Annotated in this window: 19 protein-coding genes; 9 read left to right on the forward strand and 10 right to left on the reverse strand. The window is 35.5% G+C overall.

All coding sequences use genetic code 11. The features are described 5' to 3' along the window. Positions 1-174: 174 nt before the first annotated feature. Positions 175-378 carry a hypothetical protein gene (locus ACXR6G_RS08485; RefSeq protein WP_458360987.1) on the reverse strand — a complete coding sequence of 68 codons (204 nt, stop codon included), beginning with the start codon at positions 376-378 and terminating at the stop codon, positions 175-177. 137 nt (positions 379-515) lie between these two features. On the opposite strand from ACXR6G_RS08485, the gene ACXR6G_RS08490 reads away from it, so the two are divergent. The 4 genes from ACXR6G_RS08490 (at position 516) to ACXR6G_RS08505 (ending at position 3,110) form a co-directional block, all read left to right on the forward strand. Next, positions 516-1,094, forward strand: coding sequence for a Crp/Fnr family transcriptional regulator (locus tag ACXR6G_RS08490; RefSeq protein ID WP_458360988.1), 579 nt, complete (start codon positions 516-518; stop codon positions 1,092-1,094). A gap of 71 nt (positions 1,095-1,165) precedes the next feature. After that, positions 1,166-1,753, forward strand: coding sequence for a short chain dehydrogenase (locus tag ACXR6G_RS08495; RefSeq protein ID WP_458360989.1), 588 nt, complete (start codon positions 1,166-1,168; stop codon positions 1,751-1,753). Between the two features lie 227 nt (positions 1,754-1,980). Next, positions 1,981-2,358, forward strand: coding sequence for a DoxX family membrane protein (locus tag ACXR6G_RS08500; protein WP_458360990.1), 378 nt, complete (start codon positions 1,981-1,983; stop codon positions 2,356-2,358). A 104-nt stretch (positions 2,359-2,462) separates the two neighbouring features. Beyond that, complete coding sequence (locus ACXR6G_RS08505) at positions 2,463-3,110, forward strand: DsbA family oxidoreductase (protein ID WP_458360991.1); 648 nt, start codon at positions 2,463-2,465, stop codon at positions 3,108-3,110. A 223-nt stretch (positions 3,111-3,333) separates the two neighbouring features. Here the strand turns inward: ACXR6G_RS08505 and ACXR6G_RS08510 are convergent, their stop codons facing one another. The 5 genes from ACXR6G_RS08510 to ACXR6G_RS08530 all read right to left on the reverse strand — a co-directional run bounded on the left by ACXR6G_RS08510 (position 3,334) and on the right by ACXR6G_RS08530 (position 8,255). Continuing rightward, a complete protein-coding gene (locus ACXR6G_RS08510; RefSeq protein ID WP_458360992.1) occupies positions 3,334-3,966 on the reverse strand; it encodes a hypothetical protein in 633 nt (210 codons plus the stop codon). Between the two features lie 277 nt (positions 3,967-4,243). Next, positions 4,244-5,446: a 6-phosphofructokinase gene (locus ACXR6G_RS08515; protein WP_458360993.1), complete on the reverse strand. Its 1,203-nt coding sequence runs from the start codon at positions 5,444-5,446 to the stop codon at positions 4,244-4,246. Between the two features lie 100 nt (positions 5,447-5,546). Continuing rightward, a complete protein-coding gene (locus tag ACXR6G_RS08520; RefSeq protein WP_458360994.1) occupies positions 5,547-6,203 on the reverse strand; it encodes a DUF4159 domain-containing protein in 657 nt (218 codons plus the stop codon). Between the two features lie 59 nt (positions 6,204-6,262). Then, the gene (locus ACXR6G_RS08525) at positions 6,263-6,964 is read right to left on the reverse strand and encodes a 16S rRNA (uracil(1498)-N(3))-methyltransferase (RefSeq protein WP_458360995.1); all 702 of its coding nucleotides are present in this window, start codon (positions 6,962-6,964) and stop codon (positions 6,263-6,265) included. A gap of 97 nt (positions 6,965-7,061) precedes the next feature. Beyond that, positions 7,062-8,255 carry a Pycsar system effector family protein gene (locus tag ACXR6G_RS08530; RefSeq protein WP_458360996.1) on the reverse strand — a complete coding sequence of 398 codons (1,194 nt, stop codon included), beginning with the start codon at positions 8,253-8,255 and terminating at the stop codon, positions 7,062-7,064. 236 nt (positions 8,256-8,491) lie between these two features. Here ACXR6G_RS08530 and ACXR6G_RS08535 point away from each other — a divergent pair, with 236 nt between their 5' ends. Genes ACXR6G_RS08535 through ACXR6G_RS08550 form a run of 4 tightly spaced genes read left to right on the forward strand, consistent with a single transcriptional unit; the run spans position 8,492 to position 15,945 of the window. Further along, positions 8,492-9,439, forward strand: coding sequence for an SdiA-regulated domain-containing protein (locus ACXR6G_RS08535; protein WP_458360997.1), 948 nt, complete (start codon positions 8,492-8,494; stop codon positions 9,437-9,439). 47 nt (positions 9,440-9,486) lie between these two features. Then, positions 9,487-13,095 carry a BamA/TamA family outer membrane protein gene (locus ACXR6G_RS08540; RefSeq protein ID WP_458360998.1) on the forward strand — a complete coding sequence of 1,203 codons (3,609 nt, stop codon included), beginning with the start codon at positions 9,487-9,489 and terminating at the stop codon, positions 13,093-13,095. A gap of 54 nt (positions 13,096-13,149) precedes the next feature. Beyond that, complete coding sequence (locus ACXR6G_RS08545; protein ID WP_458360999.1) at positions 13,150-13,530, forward strand: response regulator; 381 nt, start codon at positions 13,150-13,152, stop codon at positions 13,528-13,530. A 60-nt stretch (positions 13,531-13,590) separates the two neighbouring features. Then, positions 13,591-15,945 (forward strand): DNA topoisomerase 3, encoded by a 2,355-nt coding sequence (locus tag ACXR6G_RS08550; RefSeq protein WP_458361000.1) that lies wholly within the window; start codon positions 13,591-13,593, stop codon positions 15,943-15,945. A 40-nt stretch (positions 15,946-15,985) separates the two neighbouring features. Here the strand turns inward: ACXR6G_RS08550 and ACXR6G_RS08555 are convergent, their stop codons facing one another. From ACXR6G_RS08555 to prmA, 4 genes are all read right to left on the reverse strand, one after another. Next, complete coding sequence (locus tag ACXR6G_RS08555) at positions 15,986-16,486, reverse strand: SixA phosphatase family protein (protein ID WP_458361001.1); 501 nt, start codon at positions 16,484-16,486, stop codon at positions 15,986-15,988. A gap of 33 nt (positions 16,487-16,519) precedes the next feature. Continuing rightward, positions 16,520-18,601: a polyphosphate kinase 1 gene (gene ppk1, locus ACXR6G_RS08560; RefSeq protein WP_458361002.1), complete on the reverse strand. Its 2,082-nt coding sequence runs from the start codon at positions 18,599-18,601 to the stop codon at positions 16,520-16,522. A gap of 90 nt (positions 18,602-18,691) precedes the next feature. Next, the gene (locus ACXR6G_RS08565; protein WP_458361003.1) at positions 18,692-23,200 is read right to left on the reverse strand and encodes a hypothetical protein; all 4,509 of its coding nucleotides are present in this window, start codon (positions 23,198-23,200) and stop codon (positions 18,692-18,694) included. 48 nt (positions 23,201-23,248) lie between these two features. Continuing rightward, on the reverse strand, positions 23,249-24,091 hold the full coding sequence (gene prmA / locus ACXR6G_RS08570; RefSeq protein ID WP_458361004.1) for a 50S ribosomal protein L11 methyltransferase: 843 nt from the start codon (positions 24,089-24,091) through the stop codon (positions 23,249-23,251). A 604-nt stretch (positions 24,092-24,695) separates the two neighbouring features. Between prmA and ACXR6G_RS08575 the strand changes: the two genes are divergently transcribed. Further along, complete coding sequence (locus ACXR6G_RS08575) at positions 24,696-26,321, forward strand: thiamine pyrophosphate-dependent enzyme (RefSeq protein WP_458361005.1); 1,626 nt, start codon at positions 24,696-24,698, stop codon at positions 26,319-26,321. The last annotated feature ends 68 nt before the right edge of the window (positions 26,322-26,389 follow it).

A 26,389-nucleotide genomic window follows, 5' to 3' on the forward strand; every position in this document is an offset into this window, starting at 1 on the left:
CCTATAATCGGAATATTAATACGGGGGATAAATAAAGGTATGCTTATCTAAACAAGGCTATGTATGGTGCAGATAATCAAAAGTCAACATGTATCAGGTCGGATTCTGTTGGGACTGTAGCCCAAACAATCTTAGCTTTTGTTTGGGCTTTTTTATATGAGTTTGAATCTTAAATTATAGCGTTTTGCACATCACTTGTTTGCCTTCACGTGTGCAGGTTTTGAAACCCATTTTTTTAATATATTTCAGGTTGTCTTCAATCTCAGAATCGCAAACGATACATTTTACCTCGTGTTCTGAGAGTAGATCGCTCATCTTGTTGTAGAGATAGTTTGCAACTTTAAAGCCACGGTATTGTGGTGGAGCATAGTCAATCATTAATATACGTCATTGAGCAGATAGTGCTAAATTTGGAAAATGCGTACATTTGAAAAAACACATAGCTGTTTTGATAGGTCGAATTTTCAAAAAGCCCCAATACTAACCGTTGGTGGCAAGCATAAAAAAAATAAAGTATGACAAATGCCCTTCTAACCCATATAAATAAATTCTCTAATCTTTCTGAGGAACAATCTGAGAAGATTTTGAGTTGTCTTACTTTGAAAAAATATCAAAAAAAAGAATACATTCTCCAGGCTGGAACCGTTTCTGAATATGAATGTTTTATTACTGAAGGCTGCATGCGTGCATTTGTGATTGATGATAAAGGGACCGAGCATAATCTTAGATTTGGCATTGAAAATTCCTGGATAGGTGATTTGGATAGTTTTTTTAAAAGGAAGCCAGCCACTTATAATATTCAAGCTATCGAACCGACTTCAGTTCTAATGATTCGTATGGATAAAATGAATGAATTGATGGATACCATTCCTGAATTTGAACATTATTTTAGAATCATGTTCCAACACGGTGTCATGTCTATACAACTAAGATTGGTTCATGAGCTTTCATTATCAGCAGAAGAGCGCTATTCACATTTTATTGAAAAATATCCACATTTACTACAACGAATACCACAAAAACACATTGCCAGTTACCTGGGAATGACCCCCGAGTTTTTAAGTACCCTACGAAAAAAAATGAACCAAAAGTGATTTCTTAATCTACATTAATTTTTTCCAGAGACATCTTCTCGAACTTTGTAATCTAATTAAAAACCAAAGTTATGAAGATTATTGTTTTTGGAGCTACGGGCTTAATAGGTCGAGAAATTATTAATCAGCTTTCTTCTGAACACGAAATAATTCGTGTGAGTAGAACTTCAGGAGACATCCAGGCTGACTATACTGACGAAAGTTCACTTATAAAAATGTTTGAAGAAATTGGAAGTTTTGATGCTTTAGTATCTGTTGCTGGTAACGACTCCCAATTTGTAGAATTTGAAAATCTAAAAAGCACTCACTTTAGATCTGGCATAGAACGCAAGCTCATGGGGCAGGTGAGCCTCGTGCTTCTGGGGATGAAGTATATCAACAGGGGAGGTTCCTTTACTTTGAGTAGCGGTTACCTAAGTCATTATCCCAATGCATACAGTATGGCCACTAGTCCATTTAATGCTTTTATAGACAACTTCGGGCAGTCTATGTCTTCTCAAATGCCAAATAATATTCGTATTAATGTAGTTAGCCCAGCACCTGTTGCAGACAAAGCTAGTTCCGGGATCGTAACGCCCGAAATGGTCGCCAATGACTTTGTGCAAAGCATCGAAGGACAAGAGACTGGAAAAGTCTTTAAGGTCTGGAATATGGATTGAGCAGGCAGAATTTATTCAGGTATTACCATCTGAAAAACGTGTTCTTCTTATGATTACGGTGGAGTTCTGTTTAATCTGCCGCAAGTTAAAATCGTCATTTATTTTCAGAATGATGCCATTCACTAAAGATAAGATTACTAAGAATTCATGTAAGTGTTAGCATTCCTAAATGCAGATCTTTAAACTTTTAAAGTTATAATACATTTAACCAATCAATACTAATTATCATGAACATCGAAACGAAAAAACTAGGAACCATTTTATTTGCTTTGCCATTTATAGTATCGGGATTATTTCATTTTGTAAATGCAAGAGGAATGGCAATGGCCATTACAGGATTTCCAATGGCTGAGTTTTTAATCTATTTTTCAGGGCTAACCCTTATCGCAGGAGCGCTTGCAATAATCACCAACACATATGTAAGACTTGCCTCTTTGTTGCTGGCATTAGAGTTATTTCTAATTACGATTTCTGTTCAACTACCAGGACTTATGAATCCCGAATCTATGCAAGATTCCATGATTGGACTACTTCACAATATCAGTTTAATTGGTGGTGCACTCTTAATCCACAACATCAGCCCAAAAGTAAAAGCAATAAAGTAGTCATCAGCCTTTAATTTATCAGAAAAATGAAATTATCATTAGTATTATCATTTCTGCTGCTCTTAAATGTTAACAGTGTAAAATCACAACAAAAAAATCAAGATATGAATCAAAATATAATTGTGACAATAGACTTTTACCATGACGTAATTTGCTCTTGGTGTTATGTATTATCACCACGTTTAAGAAAACTAACCGAAGAAAATCCCAATATAAAAGTAAACCATCGCAGCTTTGCTTTATTCCCTAATACTGAAAGCATTGTTCACATGTTCGGTTCAAAGGATGAAGGGAAAAAACAAATCATGGCACATTGGCGAGCTGCTTCGGCAAGATTAAAAGGAGAAGTGCCAGAATTGAATGCCGATTTAATGGAAAAAAAAGAATTTGATTACCCGCACTCAATGCCTGGTTTATTGGCCTGTAAAGCAGCCGAAAAACAAGGTGGAAGTGATATTCACTGGGCCTTTTTCGATGCCATACAAACTGCTCATTTAGTAGAAGGTAAGAATATTGGTTCTCAAGCAACACTGATAAAAATAGCCAAAAAGTTAAAATTGGATATCGACCAATTTAAAACCGATTTAGAATTGCCCGAAACTCGAAATTTAGTCGATATGGATATAAAGAAAGCCGCTGAAATGGGTGTCAATAGCGTTCCCACAATCGTAATCAATGGGAAACACAAAATTTCAGGAGCCGGCACATATGAGGAATTGAAGCAAAAAATTGAAAGCTTCTTGGAGTATTAGTATTAAGATTTTAATTACTTAAAGCTATAGCTTTGCTGCAAGCCAAATTCAAATAGAACTATGGATACAATAGATCTAAACGTTGGAGAGTGTATCCCAAATCCAGAGCTTCCCGTGTTTGCTGATGTCAAATGAAAAAATCCTCAAAGCCAATGTCTTTGAGGATTTTTTTATGGGATGATATTGAATCCTAAATCAGAATTCAGGAATCAAAGCTTATAAATTAAAGTGTTTTGCACATCACTTCTTTACCTTCACGGGTGCAGGTTTGGAAGCCCATTTTTTTAATATATTTCAGGTTGTCTTCAATATCAGAATCGCAAACAATACATTTAACCTCATGTTGTGAAAGGACATCGCTTAGTTTGTTGTAGAGGTAGTTGGCAACTTTAAAATCACGGTATTGAGGTAGAGCATAGTCAATATCAATTTTAAACATATCATCTTTAACCTCGCCAATAAAAATACCAGCTACAGACATATCGCGCAATACAAAGACACTAAGTTTACCTTCAGCACTTTTGAAATCGGGAAAGAATTTTTCAATATCCTTCTTGTATGAGTCTAAGTAGTAGTTTAAAATGCCGTCGTTGTCTTTCACTTCAATCACTTTGAAACTTTCCTTATGTTTATTCATTTTCACTAAGTAATAAATGTTGGTACAAACAATCAGGAAGTTCATAAAGGCTACAGGGTATGATCCAATTAAAAAGCCATAAATAGAAAATAGCATAGCACCTAGCATATTGTACCATCTGAGTTTGACAATTGAAGTCATCGATAAAGACACAAATACGATTATTGACGCTGCATAACCTAACCATTCCAAATAAGAAATGCCTAAAAATTCTAACATACTAAGAAAGTTTGTTTCGCTGATTTAAATTCAGCTTAGTTAATAAAAAAGATAGTTGGATGGTTGAAATAGTAGGGTGCCCATGGTAGGCGCTACTAAAATAGTTAAATTTATTTAAAAGATAAACTTGAGAGAAAGAGTTTTGACTGTATCTCTATATAAATAGACAATCGAGCTCCTTAAATGAATTATTTAAAAAAGGGAATTGCAAATTCCCGATTCTCTATACCCAAATTATAAATCTGGGACAGTAGTTCATTTTTTTACATCCATAAAGCTAGAGACTTGTCATTAAAAACAGGGGTTGCATCTCGAAACTATTGTATTTTGGACGCAGCCGTTCGGTGTTATAATATCGCTCGATATCGACTATTTTTTTTGAGCTGGTCACAATATCGATAGGTGCATTGTCGTAGCGTCCATTTCTGAGAGTAACTAAACGTCCATGTATACCTTTTATAATTAGGTCGAGTGCCAGGTTGCCAAATGCCATGGGTACAATAGAATCTATAGCATCAGGGTCGCCACATCGAACCAAATAACCGAGTTTCTGATTAATAACATTTACGGGTACACCCTTGTTGTATTCCAGTGATAGATGTTTCATCTGATCGGAAACCCTTTCGCCAATACCACCCAATTTTTTATGACCGTAATCGTCCATATCGCTATCCAGATAGGTCATGTTTTCGCCCGTAAAAGCTGCACCTTCAGAAATTAGAACGACAGAATATCGGCTAGGATTTTTAAATCGATCTTCGAGCATGAGTTGAGTGAGCAGATTGATATCGAATTTGTGTTCGGGAATAACACAACGGTTGGCTGCTCCTGCGAGTGTTGGCAATATGGACGTAAAGCCTGCATATCGACCAAATACCTCAAGTACAAGAAAACGCTCGTGGGAACCCGCTGAAGTTCTTAGACTATGAGTTAATGAGATGGTTCGTGTAATGCAGGTGCTGAATCCGATGCAATAATCCGTTCCAGGTACATCATTATCCATGGTTTTGGGAATAGCTACTACTTTAAACCCTTCTTTATACAAACGTACGGCATAACTTAAGGTGTCGTCACCACCAATAGGAATTAGGTAATCGATGTTGAGAAAGGCCAGGTTTGCCAGAACTTCCTCAGTAAGATCGTTAACCTCTGATTTGTATTTATCTTGTAAGTGTATTGGAACACGGGATTTTGATGTTTTTGAGGGGTTGATTCGGGAGCTGTGTAAAAAGGTGCCACCAGTTCGGCCGATTCTATTAACCATTTCTTCAGTTAGAACGGAATAGTTTTCGCTGTTATCTACTTTTTCATCTCGGATAATATCTATTAAACCCTTCCAACCCTTACGAATACCCACCACCGCATAGCCTTCTCGTAGTGCTCTGATGGTAACTGCACGAATGGCAGGATTTAAACCGGGAACATCTCCTCCTCCGGTTAAAATGCCAATGACTCCCTTTGTATTCTTTGGTATTTCCATAGCGATTCCCTTTCATCATTAATTCCTATTAAGGTAATGATTTTTTCGCTGAAAAAAGATGACTTTCTATGAGCAATAGTGAATTTTGGAGATCGGTATTTTAATGTGAAAAGACGTAAGATAGGATATTGGCACCCATTCTAAGAGCCTTTGTGTGGTTATCCTGTGAGTCGTTGTGTACCGATGGATCTTCCCAGCCATCGCCAAGGTCACATTCGTAGGAGTAAAAACAAACGAGGCGACCTTTGTGGAATATGCCAAAACCTTGTGGGGCTTTGCCATCGTGCTCGTGTACCTTTGGCAGGCCAGTCTTAAAATCGTAAACCTGATGGTAAATAGGATGTGAGTAGGGTAGTTCAACCAGCTCTTCCTTTGGGAATACCTTCTTGATTTCTCTTCGGAAATAGGCATTCAAGCCATAGTTATCATCTACATGTAAAAAGCCACCTGCCTCGAGATATCGACGCAGGTTTTGAGCTTCCTGATTGTTAAAAACGATATTGCCGTGGCCGGTTAAATGGATAAATGGGTAAGAGAATAGTTCTTGACTACCAACCTCAACAGTTGCAGGTTCAGCTTGTATGTTGGCAATTGTATTGGTGTTGCAAAACTCAATCAAATTAGGTAAAGAACCTGGATTGGCGTACCAATCGCCACCACCATTGTATTTGAGTAGGGCAATTCGAACGCCACTTTTCTGAGCAGATACATTTAAGCTTAGAGCTAAAAACAAAAGTATGGATATGAATCTTGACATAGTTTGAACTCTGTTTGTGAATGATCTGCAATAATCTGATTTATCTGCGGAAATACCGTTTATTGATTGGCTAAATTGACAATATTACAAGCAATAACACCTGCTGTTTCTGCTCTTAGGCGACTAGTTCCCAGGCTAATTTCTTTAAAACCATTTGCTCGAGCCAACTCGACTTCCTGTGGGCTGAAATCTCCTTCTGGACCGATAAGAATTAGAGCATTTTGCTTGGCAGTACAGAGGTGTTTCAAATGTGTTTTTTTGCCCTCGTAGCAATGTGCAATATACTTCTCACCATCAAAAGGAGCACTAACTAAATCTTTGAACTTAGTTAGCTCATTCAATTTTGGGTGATAGGCTTTTAATGATTGTTTTACTGCTGAGGTAATCACCTTAAAAAGACGCTCAATTTTTACTACTTTTCGCTCTGAGAACTGACACAAAAGAGGTGTGAATTCGTCAATACCAATCTCCGTACATTTTTCCATATACCATTCGGTACGTTCAATATTCTTAGTAGGAGCAGCTGCGATATGCAGTTTGTAATCTAGCTTTTCAAATTCTGCTTGGGTCTCAATGCACTCAACGGTGCATCTTTTAGGATGCGCGTCTATAATTTTAGCAGTAAAGAGATTTCCTTTTCCATCAATTAGATGAATTTGGTCATCTTCTTTTAATCGGAGAACTCGAATACAATGTTTTGATTCAACTTCGTTTAATTGATAAAATTTATCTACTATATCTGGGGTGTAAAATAAGTTCATTGACTAAATTATGATTTGTGATCTAATGATTTAGGATTGTTAATTTCAGATTTAGGATTGTGTTTTTAATCTTAAATCTCAAATCATCACTCTTCAATTAAAAGAATACGGGTTGGTATATCGCTGCAAAAATAAAACTTAGTACCGATATAATTAAACCAAACATGAAAATAGTGTAAGATATTCGAAGTAAATTGTATTTTTTACCCAATACCATTCCCAAATAGTATTGATCTTTGATCAAACTATCATACAAATCGTCATAGTTAACCATTAAGCTCTTCAGTGCTTTAGAATAATCTTCCACCTGCATTTTGTGAAAATTTCCAAAAAATAGAAGATTGACTTTTTTCTTTTCAACATCTTCTTGTGAAAATGTTCCAGATGTGACGTTTGGTCTTGTGGCTAGCACAGAATAAATAATTGTAATTAAACTGACCGTTAAGAGAATCAGGCATGGAATAATAAAATGAGGAACTTCCATGATATTCTTAAAAATAAAGAAGATTGCTGAAATGATGATAGAATTCACAGAGATCATCAAATTTGCTTTCGAATCGGCAATAGAACTCAAGTTTATCTGATTACGTGAAGTGACCTTAAACATGGTTTCAATTCCACGTTGAGGCATCTTCAACTTTAAATTCTGATTCTCAAGTTTAATGAGTTTGTCGTTAAGCTTTTGAATTTCTTTATTTTGATATGAATTAACCTTCTCAGTGACTTTCTGAATATTAAGCTCTTTCTTTTTTGCTAAAACTTTCTTCCCATAATCAGTTCGATATGTGTGTCTTTTTAAAAAGTTTAAAGTCTCTTCCCAATAGGTTTTTGTTGAGAATTCATGATTCAATAAAGCAGAACGTTCTTCTCTTAAATTATCTGACGATTTCATGAAATTCTTAGATGCTAAGTGTTGCAAATCGGCATCACAAAGCACCATAGATATAGGACAATCACAGCTTGTGTAAGGTATTTTTGTATTTTGGATTGCACATATAACTCTGTTAATTCTTTCAATTGTGTAATCATGTTCCTTCAGAAACTTTTCAGCAATTTCTCCACTGATTATCTCATGTTTAATAAAGCCCTTAAAATAACCAGTGTCATGAAACCAAGCGGCCAATACAACAATCTCCAAATCTTCTTCTGAAAACTCCAGGATGCCAGCAATTTTTGTTGCTTGCTTCACCACGTTTTCAGTATGATCTATATTGTGATAAGTGTAAATTGGTTTATGATTCTTTTCAAAAAAATCAATTACGAAAGTTTTTGCTTGTTCTATAATAGACATATGTTTATGTATTGAATTCAATAAATTACAGGTGACTAAAGATAGTAATAATCTTGATCTCTTTGAAAATAGAGCTTGTTTGTCATTACAATGAATATTGATTTTGATGAGGATACTCATTTTACTTATTGCCAATTGACTGAGGGAAAAGCAAAAGTTAAGAGTTGTTTTAATAGGTTTAATTGGGATAATGCAGGGGTTTTGTTTATTTTTATCGGTGAAAACAATATTCAATTATGCTCTGTTTAAAGAAAGTCAACCTATTGATATTATTAGCCTTTTGTATGGCTTTTTCAGCTTGTTCAAAGAGCAAAAAAAACAAACAAATCTGCTTTCTGTCAGAATATTATTCTCACTTTCCATATACTATTAATCAGCCGGCTTATACTTATGTTTTGGATAATGCATTACGTGAAATATCAGGCTTAACCTATGCAAAAGAAAATAAATTGCTCTGTGTGAATGATGAGCAAGGCTATATTTTCGAATATGATACACAGCAAAAGAAAATTTCGCGTAGAATTAAGTTTGCAAAGAAAGGTGATTTTGAAGGTGTTGAATTGATAGGAAATGAGTGTATTGTTTTGCGTAGTGACGGTAAGTTATATTTTGTCGGAGATATCGATAATATGGTAATTGAATCAGATAAAGTGAAAACTGGCTTAGGTCCTAAAAACAATACTGAGGGCTTAGCTTACGATCCATCTACGCATTCGCTCTTGATTGCATGTAAGGGTATGGCTTATGCAAATTCAGCTTATTCTGATAAAAGAGCAATTTATCGCTATTCAATAACTGATAGCCTATTAATTCAGGAGCCAAATATTCTAATTGACCAAGGAGACCTAGAGACTATTTTAAACTTGGATGCTTATATTAAGTTTTCCAATAAGTTATTAAAGGGTTTATCCCCTTCAAAAGGGAATTTGACATTTCAGCCATCAGGACTTGCGATTCATCCAATTAGCAAAAATATTTATGTGATTGGATCGGTAGGTAAACTTCTTTTGGTATTGAGCCCGCAAGGTGAATTGTTAGCCGTAAATAGATTAAAGAGAAAGATTTTCCCACAGCCTGAAGGTATTTGTTTTGCTCCCGATGGGACACTATATATTTCAACAGAAGGCAAGGTAAAACAAGGGAGGATCTATCAGTTTGAGTACAAGCCAATCCTTAATGATTAATTGTTAAGCGTACTATCCTTCGTTTTTTTAATTTGATTATTTATTTGATGACCAAATATATACTATATCTATTACTATCATTGGTTTCCATAAATCTGTTTGGAAACTCAGGGACACTTGTGACTGATAGTACAGAGTTAAAGCATAGCATCTTTTTTATTGGAGATATGGGTGAGGCTCCTTTGGTTGATGCCAATATGCAAATGCTAAAAAAACAGTTGTCTTATTCTGGTAAAAAGGGAACTCTCGTTGTTTTAGGAAATTCCATTTCTAAGGAAAATTTGAAAAATGATACGGACGAAGAGTTTGATGATAAGGATTTGAACAAGTTCCTTGGTTTTGTAAAAGATTTCAAGGGAGAAGTTGTTTTTATGCCAGGTAATCAAGAATGGACTTTGAATCGTAAAAATGGATGGGAATCTTTAAAGAACTTTGAAAACTACGTTGAAGATTTTTTAGATAGAGGCGATGTATTTCTACCCTCGGGAGGTTGTCCTGGTCCAATAGAAATTGAACTGGGTAACGACATTGTTCTTTTGATTGTAGATTCGCAATGGTGGCTGCACTTAGGGGAAAAGCCCGAGGCTGAATGTGAATTTGAAAACACGGCTGACTTTTTGATTCATCTAAGTGATGTCTTTAAAAGAAATGAAAATAAAAAGTTGGTTTTAGCAAGTCATCATCCCGTTTATAGTGGGGGAAATCATGCTGGCAATTTTCCATTTCCAGGACCAGTGGAGTTGTATCGAAAGTTAATCGGGACACCTCAAGATTTTGCTTCACCCTACTACAAGCAAATGCGCCATATGGCTAAGCAAATGACTGGTAAATCACCTCATTTAATATCAGTCTCAGCCCATGACAATAGTTTGCAGTTTAAACAAGTGGACGATGTTTTTCAGGTTGTTTCAGGTTCAGGTAGTCAAGCTGATTATGTGAATGAAAAAAAGATGGATTTTGCACTGCGTGAAATTGGTTTCTCTAAATTGAACTTTTATGCTGATGGCAGTGTCTTTCTTGAATTCTGGACTGTTGGTAAAGAAGGAAATCAAAAATCTAGAATGGCTTTTAAGAAATTCCTATATAAACACCAAACTATTACGAATGATGAAATTGATAAGCGCTTGGATCTGATCGATTTTTCGGATAGTACAATTACGATAGCGGCAAGTCAGGTATATCAAACAGACAGCAAATTTAAATTGAAGCTCTTTGGGAATAATTACCGTAAGGAGTGGGGGACTGCTATAAAAGTGCCAGTTTTTGATATCGGTAAAGAAAAAGGCGGTTTAAAGATAATAAAACGAGGAGGTGGTCAACAAACACGATCATTGAGATTGGAAGCGAAGGATGGACGTCAGTATGTTTTGCGTTCGGTTGAGAAATATACTGAAAAGGCTATTCCTGAAAGCTTGCAAAAAACATTTGCAGCACAAATTGTGCAGGATGGTATTTCAGAATCTTATCCTTATGCGGCTCTTGCTGTTCCAAAAATGGCTGAAGCTGCCGGTGTTTATCATACATATCCTAAAATTGTATATGTTCCTGACGATCCACGTTTTGGAATTTATCAGGAAGGTTTTAAAAACGAGCTCTTTTTATTTGAAGAACGACCATCAGGTGATTGGTCAGATTCAGAGCTGTTTGGTGGAACAAAGAAGATTCTGAGTACAGATAAACTATTAAAGAAACGATACAAAAATTCCAAGTTGATGATTGATGAGGAGGCTGTTTTGAGAGCTCGCTTATTTGACATCTTCTTGAATGACTGGGATAGACATGATGATCAGTGGCGTTGGGCCAGTTTTGAAAAAGATGGTAAAACAATTGCACGACCTATCCCACGAGATAGAGATCAGGTTTTCTTTTATAGTGATGGTGAAATCCCACGCTTGATGCGCCGTAAATGGTTGATGCCAAAATTTCAGGTTTTTGATTCCATTGTTGAGAATGTTGTGGGATTAGGCTTCAACTCTCGGTATTTTGATAGGAGCTTTTCATCCTCATTAACTAAAAATGATTGGATGAAGATGGCTCTGGATCTGAAAAATAAATTGAATGATGAGGTGATTGAAGCTGCCGTTTCTGATTTACCTTCAGAAGTTTTTTCAATATCAGGAAATGACTTGATTTCAAAACTAAAGGCCAGAAGGGATCAGCTGCCTGAAATGGCTGAAGAATTTTATACTTTTTTGGCGAAAAAGGTTGATGTTGTTGGGACAAATGAAAACGAATTGTATCAAGCTCAATGGAATAAAGATGGGAGCTTAAATGTACAAGTGAATACCCTTTTGAAAAAAGGGGAAAAGGGTAAATTAATCTTTACAAGAACTTTTCTTCCTGAAGAGACCCAAGAAGTTAATTTGTTTGGCTTAAAGGGTAAAGATAAGTTTGATATAAAGGGTGTTTCACCCCGAAGTGGTGTTAGATTAAATCTTATTGGAGGTAAGGGTAAAGATGTATTCGCTCTAAAGAATACGCGAAAGAATAAAGTGAGTATCTATGATAAAATCAAAACGGATCTTAACGATGCTTCTGCCTTTAGGAATAAAACATCGAATAATTCTGATGTTAATGTATACAACAGAAAGGCTTTCAAGTATGATATTCTTAGTCCAGTAATCAATGGGAACTTTGTGAGTGATGATGGTTTGATTTTAGGAGCTGGCTTTAACTACACGTCACAAGCCTTCAAAAAAGAGCCCTTTGCATCCCGACATAAATTTTTGGTTAATTATGCGTTTAGATACCCTTCATTTGAAATAAAATATGAAGGTGAAATAAATTCTATTTTTAGGAACATTGATTTTGTTGGTACCATAGATTATAATTCGCCCAACTTTCAAGGCTATTATTATGGCTTGGGTAATAAAAGTGAAAATCCACAATCTGATGATAAACGATACAACAGTATCCGTTTCGAAAAAATCATAATAAATCCACAAGCTCGAATAAAATTTAATAGTGAACATCAAATAAAAATAGGCTTGTTTTTTGAGCAATCTAGATTGCAAGAGACTGAGAATCGGTTTGTGACAGACTTTTCTAATCCGATTAATGATTTAGACCCAGTAGAGGATTTTTCAACAAGGAAATATTTTGGACTAAATATTAATTATATTTGGGACTCCAGAAACTCAACGGTACTTCCTTCGCGTGGTATTTATTGGCAATTGGGCTATCAGGCATTCAGGGGTTTAGAACGATATGATCGTAGTTTTAATCGATATTCTTCCGATTTGAGAATGTTTTTTAGTTTTAGTCCACCAGCCAGAACTGTTATAGCTGTTCGAGTTGGAGGAGCATATAATTCTGATGGATATTCGGTATTTCAAGCTAATAAATTGGGATTGAAATCGAATCTAAGAGGATTTCCTTTAGATCGATTTGCAGGAGATGGAATTATTTATCAAAATACTGATATTAGGTTTCGATTGTCAAAATTTAGATCGTATTTATTAGCAGGAGAATTTGGTCTGTTAGCATTTAATGATGTGGGGAGAGTATGGCTCTTAGGAGAACGTTCAGATACTTTACATCATGGCTATGGTGGTGGTTTGTGGCTTTCACCTTTTAAATTGATGGTACTTACAGCCAATTACAGTTGTTCCAAGGAGGATAAAATATTTTCCTTGGAATTTAAGTATATGTTTTAGGTATTAAAAAAGAAAATAGATTTTGTTGATATTGACGTGTAGAATTTAAGAAAGATGGTAGAGAAAGATAAGTCAAGCTATAAAATCCTTTTAGTTGAGGATGATTTCATAAATGGAAAGATTGTAAAGACCTTGCTTGAAAAAGCGACTTATAATGTAGAGTGGGTTAAAAATGGAAAAGAAGCATTAGAAGTTTTGATTCCCCATTCAATAGATTATGATCTGGTTTTAATGGATATTCAAATGCCAATAGTTAATGGGTATGAGGTGAGTACCAATTTGAGAGAGATAGGAATTATAATACCTATTATATGTATGACGGCCAATGCCTTTTGTGACGAAAAGCTTAAGTCGAAAGAAGCAGGAATGAATGACTATATCTCAAAGCCTGTCACTAAGGTGGCTTTGTTTGAGAAGGTTGAGAAATATTTATAGATCAGGTAATTGATCTACTTAATTTACGTTAAAAGCGTATCAAAATTTAAATAATTGCGGATGAAAGTTTGTATAGCTGAGAAACCAAGTGTTGCGCGTGAAATTGCGATGATTTTGGGAGCCAAGAGCCAGAAAAATGGGTATTATGAAGGAAATGGCTATCAGGTTTCTTGGACTTTTGGGCACCTGTGTACACTTAAAGAACCAGGAGAATACAATCTGAATTGGAAATATTGGCATCTAAATGATTTACCAATGATTCCAGGGCGCTTTGCAATTAAGGTTATTGATGATACTGGTGTTCAGAAGCAGTTTGATGTTTTAGCTCAACTTATTGCGGGTGCTGATGAAGTTATAAATTGTGGTGATGCTGGCCAGGAAGGAGAAGTTATTCAGCGATGGGTGCTTCATAAGGCAAAATGCAATGTGCCAATTAAGCGTTTATGGATTTCATCTCTTACAGAAGAAGCTATTCGTGAGGGCTTTGAAAACTTACGTGATGGTAAAGAGTTCGATAGGTTGTATGCTGCTGGTTCATCGCGAGCAATTGGCGATTGGTTACTAGGAATGAATGCAACGCGTTTATTTACTCTTAAATATGGAAGTGGTAAAAATGTACTTTCTATCGGTCGTGTACAAACGCCTACATTAGCACTGATTGTAAATCGTCAAAAAGAGATTGATAATTTTGTTTCTCAAACTTATTGGGAATTAAAAACGGTCTATCGTGATGTTACTTTTTCAGCAACGCGAGGTCGTTTTGATAAAAAGGAAGAAGGGGTTGAATTCCTGGGTAAAATCAATTCAGAGCCTTTTGAAGTTGTTTCATTTGAGCGTAAAGCGGGAAAGGAATTGCCGCCTCAATTGTACGATTTGACTTCTTTGCAGGTTGATTGTAACCGAAAACTGAATTTGTCGGCAGAGGAAACTTTGCGGATTATTCAAAGCTTATACGAGAAGAAATTAACCACATACCCAAGGGTTGATACCACATACCTAACGGAAGATATTTATAAGAAAATTCCAGATATCCTTAAGAAATTGACGCCTTATAAGGCGTTTACTGAGGTTTTGCTAGGTGCAAAAATACGTAAATCGAAAAAGGTGTTTGATAATAAAAAAGTTACCGATCACCATGCAATTATTCCAACTGGTGTTCAGCCAGGAGGTTTACGTTATGAGGAAAAGCAAGTTTACGATTTAGTCACACGTCGTTTTATTGCTGTCTTTTACCCCGATTGTAAGGTGAGTCATACAACTGTATTGGGAAAGGTAACGAATATTGATTTTAAGGCAACAGGTAAGCAAATTATTGAACCGGGTTGGCGTGTGCTTTTCTCAAAGGATAGTAATGCAGGGGAGGGAACAATCCTTCCTATTTTTGAGAAGGGTGAAAGTGGTGAGCATGTTCCGGATTTAGCTGAGAAGCAAACTCAACCGCCCAAGTATTATTCTGAAGCAACTTTGTTGCGTGCAATGGAAACTGCGGGCAAGCAGGTTGATGATGATGAGTTGAGAGAGTTGATGAAAGAGAATGGAATCGGTCGTCCGTCAACACGTGCAAATATTATTGAAACGATTTCCCGACGTAAATACATTAAGAAAGAGAAGAAGCGTCTTGTGGCTACTGTTGCAGGTATGCAGTTGATTGATACCATTCAAAATGAACTTCTGAAATCTGCAGAGCTTACAGGTATGTGGGAGAAGAAACTGAGAGATATAGAGCAAGGAAACTACGAGGTTGATCAGTTCATGATAGAACTAAAGCAGATGGTTTTTAATATCGTTAAGGATGTGAAATCTAGAGTTGATGTTAAAAAGATTGCTGCGATTGAGGATGTGAAAGAAAATGAGAAAGCTAAAAAGAAGGCACCTGCTAAAGCAAAAGAACTGGTTTGTCCAAAATGCAAGGAAGGACAAATCTTAAAGGGTAAAGCTTCTTGGGGATGTAGTAATTGGAAAAATGGTTGTGATATCAGATTACCATTTGAATTTCAGAACAAGAAACTAACCGATAAGCAGATCGAAGCTTTAATCTTGAAGCAAAAGACACCTAAAATAAAAGGTTTTGAAATTGATGGGAAAAAGCTGAATGGAGTTGTGATTCTTGATCCATCTTTCAAGCTTAGTTTTGTTGCCGAGGAGGCGGAAGTTTGGCATTGTCCTATGTGTAAGGATGGGACCATGATGAAGGGGAATGCTGCCTATGGTTGTTCCAATTATAAGCAAGGCTGTCGTTTTATTATTCCTTTCGAGTTTATGGGAAAGAGCCTTACTGAATCTCAAATAAAGTCATTGGTAACCGATAGAAAGACGAAGTTAATTAAAGGTTTTGTAAACCCTGAAAGCCAAGAAAAAATTGATGGTAAGTTGATCGTTGATAATATGGGGAAAATCGTTTTTGGAAGACAATAGAAGATATATCGTTAAAAGAAAAGCTCAGTTTACACTGAGCTTATTTTTTTAGCTCTTTTGGAGTTGTGTAATGAACTAACTTGCCAGATCGAGCATCAATATCAGACCAATTTGCCACATCGAATTCTATACCAATTGCAGTCCCTGTTGGTACATGAAGGTAGCCTTCTTCTAGAAATGTTGAAGCCCAGGAAGCGATATCCGGGTTGTGACCAAATACCCATACTTGATCATATTGGCCGGCCTTATTTTGTAACATACCTAGGAATTCCTGAGTGCTAAAACCATCGTAAAGTTGGTCAACTTGAACGATTTTATTTAGCTCAATATTGAAGCGATTCGCAAAAAGTCTGGCAGTTGCAATGGCTCTATTAGCTGGACTGGAAATTATCAGATCCGTTCGGATGCCTTTGTCTAATAAATAGCTAGAAACTATAGCAGAATCATTTATTCCCCTACTAGTTAAGTTACGTTCAAAATCACTGATATCGGAACGAATAATTTCAGTTTTGGCATGACGAGATAGAATAAGTTGCTTCATCTTTTATGTTTTAAAAAGGAATAATGCTTTGTTTTAATTCTTGCTTTGTTTGGGTAACTCTTTTTTTTCAAGATACTTGTATATATCTATTTGAGCTCTTTTTTCTTCATCATCAACATCATTTTGAAGCTTAATGTTTTCCATTTTATCATCTATTAACCGAGCATTGATATTATCACCAAGCTGAATGTTTAGAATATCAATGAGTTCTTTTTTTAATTCAGGCTTTTCAATCGGGAAAGCACATTCTATACGTCTGTGAAGGTTTCGTGACATCCAGTCTGCGGATGAAAGATAAACATTTTCAGCACCATTGTTGTGAAAGTAAAAAACTCGTGCATGCTCCAGAAATTGATCGACAATACGAATAATCCTAATATTCTTAGAATAGATCTTGTTTGGTACTAAACAACAGATTCCTCTGATGATAAGATCAATTTTAACGCCCTTACTGCTTGCTTCGTAAAGCTTTCTTATCATTTGGCGTTCCTGTAAGCCATTCATTTTTAATATGAGATGACCCTTTCTGCCATTTTCGACATGAGCTATCTCTCTATCTATCATTTTCAAGAACTCATCTCGCATGTTGAACTGACCAATGAGTAACTTATCGAATTCACATTCTGTTTCCTGATTTTCAAGGTAATTAAATAAGAGTTTCAATTCTGATATGATTGTTTCATCTGAAGTGAAATAACCATGATCGGCATAAATTCGAGCCGTTTTCTCATTAAAGTTACCCGTACTTAGGTATGCATAATCTTCTTTGTCCGTTTTTCTAATGACTAAGGCAATTTTAGCATGAACCTTTAAGCCAGGTAAACTGTAGATGATTTTAACACCAGCTTTAATCATGGCTCTGGCTGAGTTCATATTAGCTTCTTCGTCAAACCTGGCTTTTAACTCAACAAGAACAGTTACTTTTTTTCCATTCAAAGCAGCATTAATCAATGCATTTACAACAGCCGAATTTTCAGCAACACGGTATTGAGTTGCCTTTATTTCTTCAACCTTTGGATCTATTGCGGCTTCATTCAAAAAACGAATAACGTATTCGTAGCTTTGATAAGGGTAGTGTAATAATATATCCTTCTTACGAATCGCTTTAAACATCGATTTGCTTTGCCCAAGCTCCTTTACCTTAAGGGTATGGAAGTTTATATTTTCTAATTCTGGAGCTGCAGGGTTTGGGAACTTAAAGAAATCTTGAAAGTTATGATATCGAGCACCTTGAACAAGTTCATTATTCGTTAGGTTAAAGGCTAGTTTTAATAAGCTTAAAAAATCTCGGGGAATGCTCTCATCATATAAAAAACGCGATGGATCTCCCGTTTCACGCTTCTTTAAATTACGTTCAATCATGCTCATGATATTCCCTGAATATTCATCCTCAATTAAAATATCGGCATCTCGACTCATCTTAAAACTATAGGTGGAATCAATTTTGAATCCTGGGAAAACCACTTTCATATGCAGTTTCACAATATCGTCGAGAAACATGATGTGATGTTTATCGTTGATAGATGGTAATTCAACAAATCGATCTAAGCGATTATTCGGAATTCTTACAATGGCATATTTGGCTCGCTTAGGCTTGTCTGGATTGTCTTTCTTACCTCTCTTTTTGTACAGCTTTACTGCTAAATAAATGGCGTTGTTTTTAAGAAAGGGCTGAATTTGTTTCTTCAATAGCAGCATAGGTTGCATATGAGGAAGTAAGTTCTCTAGGAAGTACTCCTTGGTAAACTCGTAGTGTTCATCGCACAGTTTCTCACCTTGCATCAAAACGATATTGTTTTCGAGTAGCTCAGGAACGATTTCCTTTGTGAAAATCTGACCAAATTCAATTTGCTGCTTGTTAACTTGTTGCTTTATTTTCTTAAGTGTCTGATCAGGATTCTCTCTTAATAGTAATTTGTCTTCAATAGGTAATTCAGTAAACCTTTGGTAAGACGCAACTCTAACTCGATAAAATTCATCAAGATTTGATGAATAAATGGCTAGAAACTTAATTCTTTCGTAAAGAGGTAAGTTCTTGTTTCTAGCTTCATCTAAAACTCTATTGTTGAATGATAACCAACTTAAATCGCGATTGAAAAACTGATATTTTGACATATAAATGAAAGATTCAAAATGTATTCTAACAAAATTATAAAAATTTAGATAGGCTTTACTTGTTAATTAGTCTAAATAAGATTGAATTAATCAGATATTAGAATTCAATGGTGTTAATTCGTTGCCAGCTCCAAGCTCATGAAGTTTCTTAAAACGTGTTACTTTAGTCATTGGAGCTAAAAGGTAAAGGTAGTTCAATCCACTCACAGGATCTTTAAATCGTCTTTCATCTTCCTTAACTTCTTCCATGGCAATATTGATTTCATGAATTGAAGATCTCATAAACATGACTCGGTTTTGATATTCGAAGTAGAACCAATTACCATCTTCAAGCTCCATGTATAGATACATTCGGTTACCGCGTCCACTTTTTCGAATTTCAATTTTACCTTTTACAATGCTATTGTGTGTTGTGTTGGAAATACTTCCAAGTTCTAGTTCTCCTACAGAGTAGTAGGCTTTTTTCTTTGCATTCCATTCTAGTTTAACTCGATTAAAGAATAGTGTTTGTCTAATCGTATCAGGTAATGCATCGTATGAACTTTTTTCCTTTATTTCCTTCACAATTTTATTGCCATCAAGTTCAGGCATTATAAGAGGGAAGGTTCTGAGGAAGTGTTCGTAGTTTAAATTACTCGGTCTTTGTACTGAGTTCGAGTAATTATTATTCACCATTTTTAATAATACTTCCGAGAAGTAAAAGTCGAAGCCTAAACAAGTTATCAAACTTACTTTTTCTTTATCAGAATCGTAATCGATAGTACCTGCAGCCGTGGTTTTTACATGACCTAATTTGACTCCAAGGTTTATTAAGCCTTCACCATTTAAATTACAATTATTCATATTGTAAGATATCAGATTGCCAGGTAGTTCTTGATTTCTAAGTTTTTCTTCGCTACCAATTTGATACAGGTTTTTTGTCTTATTATACGTAAGATAACCATCAACATTAAGAAGTGGGTTGTCGGTATAGAACTTTCTTGTGGATAGAAAAGCAGGGTATATATGAATCGAATCGTTAGTTAAATATAGAGAATTAAATATTTTGACATTTTCATTATCTCGCCCAATTGTATCGATGGGTATCATGATATCTTTTGGATTAATTGGAGCATCGAATGTTAACCATCTATTCTCGATATTATCACATTTATTATGAATTTGAGTTTCACCATTAAAACGCAAATGTTTTTCTCTTGCCGAGAGGTGAGCTTCACCTTTGAAATCGAAATCAGGACTTAAGGTAAAGGACATGGCATCAGGTATTGCTCCGGAAGCAATAGTTTGTCCTGTAGAATCGACACTTATTTTGTTGAAATAGATCTCTTGTTCTTCATCTAATTCATCTCTATAGGTGTAGAATCCAGTGCCTGTATAATCTCGTTTTCCTTTTACTTCTATTAGAGCATCGGTAATTTCATGAAAATGTAGAAGGGTATCTGCAAGTATCCTGCAATTACTTAGTGGAGCTAAGTAACCATCATTTTCTATCGTAATATTCCCAAAGAGAGGAATGATATTAGCATCAGCAATTTTTAGTTTCTCAACGAATTTAGCCGCAATGGTATAATTGGTTGTGTCATAAATGGCATAAGGGGTTATGAAACTCAAAGAATCCTGATCAAAATGAGTTGATATAAACGTGTTGTATGATGTCTCTGGCAAGGTTTTGATTTCTCCCTTATCCCACAATTGCGTTAAGTAGTTTAATTCTTCACTTCCAAACTCAAGTTGATCGTTGGTTATATTCCACTTAAAACTATTGAGTTGACAGATGTAGTTATTAGATGGGAAGTTACTGTAGTTACCTGCTATAGTGCTTTTGAACTCTGAACGTTGAGTATTTAAGTCGATAATGGCATTACACATTTCGGCTTTAAAAGAATAACCAGCCTCATTATCGCTGAGTAACTTAAATTGACTTGTGTCAGCAGTGATTTTAGCCCCAGAATAATTAAAATGATTTGAAGTGAAAGAGCCATTTGCATAGACCATTTCTCCAGAGCCAGCCATTTTTTCATTAGTGATATTCACAATACCTGATAATGAGGCATGACCTTCGTACATACTTAAAGGCGAATCTTTCCCTTTACTCTGAATCTTAAATTGATCCTTATTACTTAGCCATTCAACCCAAATGTTTTTACCACTGATGTTAGGGTGAGAGAAAGGTGTTGTTTGAGCCATAAGTGTGTAAGATTCTGCTTGTCCCTTTGCACTTTCGGGCAAGAAAGTGAAGTGATCCGATACAATCTTAGTATTCTTTTCTGTAAAAGTTCCTTTGCCCCATAATCCGTCATTGTTTAAGAATAGAGAATCAGTAAAAGTTGCTTTATTGTATACTAAAACACCATTTTCTTCAATAGCATGGGCAAATCCAATAGAATTATCATTGTTTACAATTAGATTCTCCCGGAAGTTAGGAACAATGCCGCCGGATTTAAACTCGCCTTGAAACTGTAGGTCTTGGTCGGATAATTTGTTAATGTTGTCAATTGTAAATGGATCTACCTTGATATAGAAATTATTTTTTTTGTAGACACTATTTTGAATATATCTCTTGTCGTAATATAGGTAAGATGAGTCGTAAGAATTGAAGATGGGATACTGTTCCAAATATTCGTTGCCAGATTTATTTGAAGGATCATCAATCAGAAGATTGGCCTTAGCATTCTTCACAATGTTTTCAAGGAATATGGCGTTTATTCTGGCAAATTGACCTTTGTCATCAGAAGGTATATAGGATTTTAAAGAATCAATTATTCCCATGTCAACCTTGAAATCATCATAGGAAAAATTGAAGTTTTTGCCATACATATTTAATGGTCCCGCTTTTACTAAACCACTAAATTCAAAATCTCGATTTTGCTTGACTAATAATTTTCCTCCCTGAGGAATAAAACTCACATTTTGTGAATTACTAACTGATATTTGATCAACACCATTGATTTGTAAGTGGAAATTTTTCAGATTAAGTGTCGCATCATCTTCAAGTTTATCCGTATTAGATGAGAAGTGAATGACATCGTAATCCTGTTTCCCCATAGCTGCAGAGATGTAATTGCTACTACGTTCTTCAATCGTAATCTCATCTTCCGATGCGTTGTAATTTACAAAGCCTTGAAAGGATAGACCAATTACTTGTTGGCGAATCTGACTAATTGGCTTTTTGATGTAATTGGCGTACTCTTCTGTGGTAAACGTGTTGGAATATGTGTCTTTGGCAAATTTATAGAGTAAAACCAAGGGGTGTTTATCATCCATCCCTTGAAGTCTCATGTAGTGATTGGTTGTAAAATAATTCAATGATTCAAACTTAGCCAGGCGGTGTGAGGCGCCTTTCATCTTTTTAAAATGAATGATGTTTTCGTCCATTTTCCAATGTAGAATTCCAAAATCCATCAGTAGGTTATGGTAATTGTTGAAATAGGGACTTTGTGACATGCCAGTTCCATCTCTAGTCAGAATAAGGACCTTATCTTCAAGAAGTATTTTAAAATACAGGTTAGGGTGGTAAATTTTAAATGTATCCAGATGTAGAGTGATCTCTGTATCTTTTCCCAAAATTTTGTTGTTTGAGAAACTAAAGTGTTCCGATGAGGCTTCAATAAATAAGGTGTCGTTTCGGGTCAGTTTTATAGTAGCAGGCTGTTCAGAATTACCTTTCCCAATAAATTTAGCGCCTTGAATTGCAATACCTCCTTTATAGCTGATGTTCTCGAATAAACTGTCTATTGAGATGTTTTGTTCAAAGGATTTAAACCTGGGATAAGTTGCAGAAGCAGGGTTTTTAACAATATTGACTTTCTCAATTAAAGAACCTGATACGAGATCGTTAAACAGTAGTTTATTTCTGTATTGAGCCGTATCAATTTCTATCTTTGGTTTGGTAATATCTAGTTTGTAGTCTTTAAATTCGGCATATTCCTCGCTGGGAGATTTCCCAGCTCTTGTCCATGCAACTTTCCCCTTTTCCCCTTTCCATTTTTTTTCGAAAGGATAGTAGGCTCCACTTGTATTGTATATACTACAGCTATCTTTTTGTGAATAACAAACGAGTTCGGTTGCATTGAATACAATCTTAAGGGTATCATCATAGATATAATGAAAATCCATTGATCTTGTTTTCCATTTTGTAGAGAAGGATTTATACAGAAGATGATCTTTGAGTAAGTAGTAGGTTTGTTTTAGAAAGGCATTGATGTTTTTAAGCTTGGCTTTAGGCTTAGTCAATTCATGAAGTATACCTTTTTCCCAATTGGAATAATCGGTATCACTTAATCCCTTCTCGTCAATTAAAATAAGGCAGTTGAAGTAATCGTAGAAATCGGGTACGATACGGGCTCTTTTTTTTCTGAATTTTTCACAGATAAAAAGAATGGAATCTCTTTTTGCAGGTGACGATTGAGCCCTATCCCAGAAAATCTGAAATTTTGAGAGAAACTCTTTCTTTTCTTTTTTATTTAAGGATGGATGATCCATCAGTACATCTATCTCACTTATTGTAATTGTAGAATCTTGATTGAAAGTATTAGCCTTTGCTAAAAAACTGCATAATAAAAATCCTAAAAAAATAAGTGAGAATAGGTACTTAGACATTGTTAGTTGTTTTTTGAATCCTGAAATATATTTATCAAAAGATACGGTTTATTTCTTTTCAAAACGAACTGCAACCCAATTCAAGTCAACCTTGTGGTCGATGTAATTGAGCTCGTTCTTTTCAGCTTCTTCTAGAATGTATTTTAAATCTTCGGTGTAGAATCCACTCATGATTAAATGACCATTTTGAGGCAAGCAATCCACATATGATTTCATATCATTCAAGAGAATGTTACGGTTGATATTTGCTAAAACAATATCGTACTCTTTCCCTTTAAGAAGACTGGCATCACCTAAAAAAACCGATACATTTTCAGCCTTATTGTTTTTAATATTTTCAAGAGAATTTTTATATGGCCACTCGTCAATATCAATGGCATCAACTGTTTTTGCACCGCGCATAGATGCCAAAATGGCTAGTAAGCTAGTACCGCAGCCCATATCAAGTACTCTTTTATCTTTAATGTCGCTATCCAATATACTTTGAACCATTAATGATGTTGTTGAATGATGCCCAGTTCCAAAAGACATTTTAGGATCTATGACGATATCATAAGGAACCTCTGGTGTATCGGTATGAAAAGAAGCACGTATCACAACTTGATCTGAAATGATTACCGGTTGGAAATTAGATTCCCATACTGCATTCCAATCTTGCGAGATAACTGTTTTATAGCTGTAGTTTAATTTAAAGTTCGATTCTGGAAGGTAATCTAAGTTGATTGCCTTTACCGTTTCAAGATTAAAAAGGTTTTCAGTTATATAAGCATCAACTGAATCTTCATTTTCAGTAAAGCTGTCGTAGCCAAGCTCTCCAAGTTCCGTAATTAGAATTTGAGCTACAGCTTCGTTATAAGGGATAATCTCACATTTTAATTCAATGTAATCCATGATGGGTATTATTTAATTTTTATTTAGTTGAAAGTAATTCGTAATTATTTTATGTTGTAATTTACAAAAATAATCTTCTTCAATTAAAAGACTTCATAAATTTAAGAATAAAGCAAAAAGTAAATTTTTAAGCGTGTTTTATCTTAGAATTGATGCTTTCTTGTGTTGTGTGTAATCACCACTTGTATAGTGTGTTAGTGTTTGTGCAACCGTTTCCGTTATTTGAATTAGTTCTAAACTTCTTGTTTTTGCTTCTGCTTTTATTGATTTTAAATCAAATAGTGGTATTATTGCCATCAATTATTAGGAATAACTCTTGTTTCATTACAATTTATAAGTAAACAAATGGATTTTCTTGCAATTAAATTTTATGTGATGGCTTACCTTGTATGCTATCTTGAAGTCTTCGGAGGACTATAATCCACTTCCTATTCTCGATCTTCGTGATCTATTCTAGAATCTTCTTTTCTAGACCTATTCTATCTATTTATTGAATAATTGTAATTGATGTATCTGTACATCAATAATTAAATAATAAGGCATTTTATCTTTTTGGTAAACTGTCGTACCTTATAGATTAATCAAAATCGTTAAATAAAATAACATGCAAAAGTCACTATTATTAGGTGTTGAAGCCATTGCTCAAGGGGCAATCGATGCTGGAATGTCAGGTGTTTATGCTTATCCAGGAACGCCTTCTACAGAAATTGCTGAATATATTCAGCATTCTAAGCTAGCTAACGAACGTAAAATTCACAGCGAGTGGTCTGCTAATGAGAAAACCGCTATGGAAACAGCTCTTGGTATGTCATATGCTGGGAAAAGAACCATGGTTTGTATGAAGCACGTTGGTTTGAATGTAGCAGCGGACTGTTTCATGAATGCAGCTATTACTGGATCGAATGGTGGAATGATCGTTACTATTGCTGATGATCCATCTATGCACTCTTCTCAGAATGAGCAGGATTCTCGTGTTTATGCTAAATTTGCAATGATTCCAATTTTGGAGCCTTCGAATCAGCAAGAAGCTTATGATATGACTCGCTTTGGTTTCGAATTATCAGAAGCTTTCGGTACACCTGTTATGATGCGTATCACAACTCGTTTGGCTCACTCTCGTGCCGGTATTACTCCAGCTACTGATATCGTTGATGAAAATGAAATGTCTTTACCTAAAGATAAGAATCAGTTTATTCTTTTACCAGGTATTGCACGCCAACGTTATAAATTATTATTAAGTAACCAAGAGAAATTTGAAGCTGCTTCAGCTGAATCTCCATTCAATCAATACACAGAAGGTGCTGATAAATCATTAGGTGTTATTGCATGTGGTTTGGGTTACAATTACTTAATGGAAAACTACCCTAATGGTGATTGTCCATTCCCAGTATTGAAAGTAAGCCAATACCCACTTCCTCGTAAGATGATTGAAAAAATCACTAGCGAATGTGATAAAGTTTTAATTCTTGAGGAAGGTTACCCAGTAGTTGAAGAAATGTTGAAAGGTTACCTTTCAAAAGAAGCTGTTATCGGTCGTTTGGATGGTACTTTATCTCGCGATGGTGAGTTAACTCCGGATATGGTTGCTGTGGCTCTTGGATTTGAAGTTGAAGAAGGAATGGCTATTCCTGATCTAGTTTCAGCTCGTCCACCTGCATTGTGTGTTGGTTGTAGTCATCACGATGTTTATAAAGCATTGAATGAAGTCATTGCTGAGTATGGTGAAGGTCGTGTATTCTCTGATATCGGATGTTATACATTAGGTGCTTTGCCTCCTTACCGCGCAATTAATGCATGTGTTGATATGGGTGCTTCTATTACAATGGCCAAAGGTGCTGCTGATGCAGGTCTTATTCCTTCTGTTGCAATGATTGGTGATTCTACTTTCACTCATTCTGGAATGACAGGTTTATTGGATGCAATCAACGAAAATTCTCCAATTACGGTTATTATTTCTGATAACGAATCTATCTCAATGACAGGTGGTCAGAAATCTTCAGCTAAAGGTAAATTAGAAGATATCTGTGCTGGTTTAGGTGTTCATCCTGATCATATTCATGTCTTTACTTCATTACCTAAGAAGCATGAGCAAGTGAAGGATATTATTCGTAAAGAATGTGATTATCAGGGGGTATCTGTAATTATTCCTCGTCGTATTTGCGTTCAGAAGAATGTACGCGATCAGAAGATTAAAAAAGCATTAAAAGCTAAAGCTCTTTCAAGAGCTTAATTTAATCTTTGCCCAAATAAATCATTAATTCAATATATCGGAAAGTGATTTCGATTGTTTTCCGAGAA

This window comes from Ancylomarina sp. YFZ004, assembly GCF_054254355.1.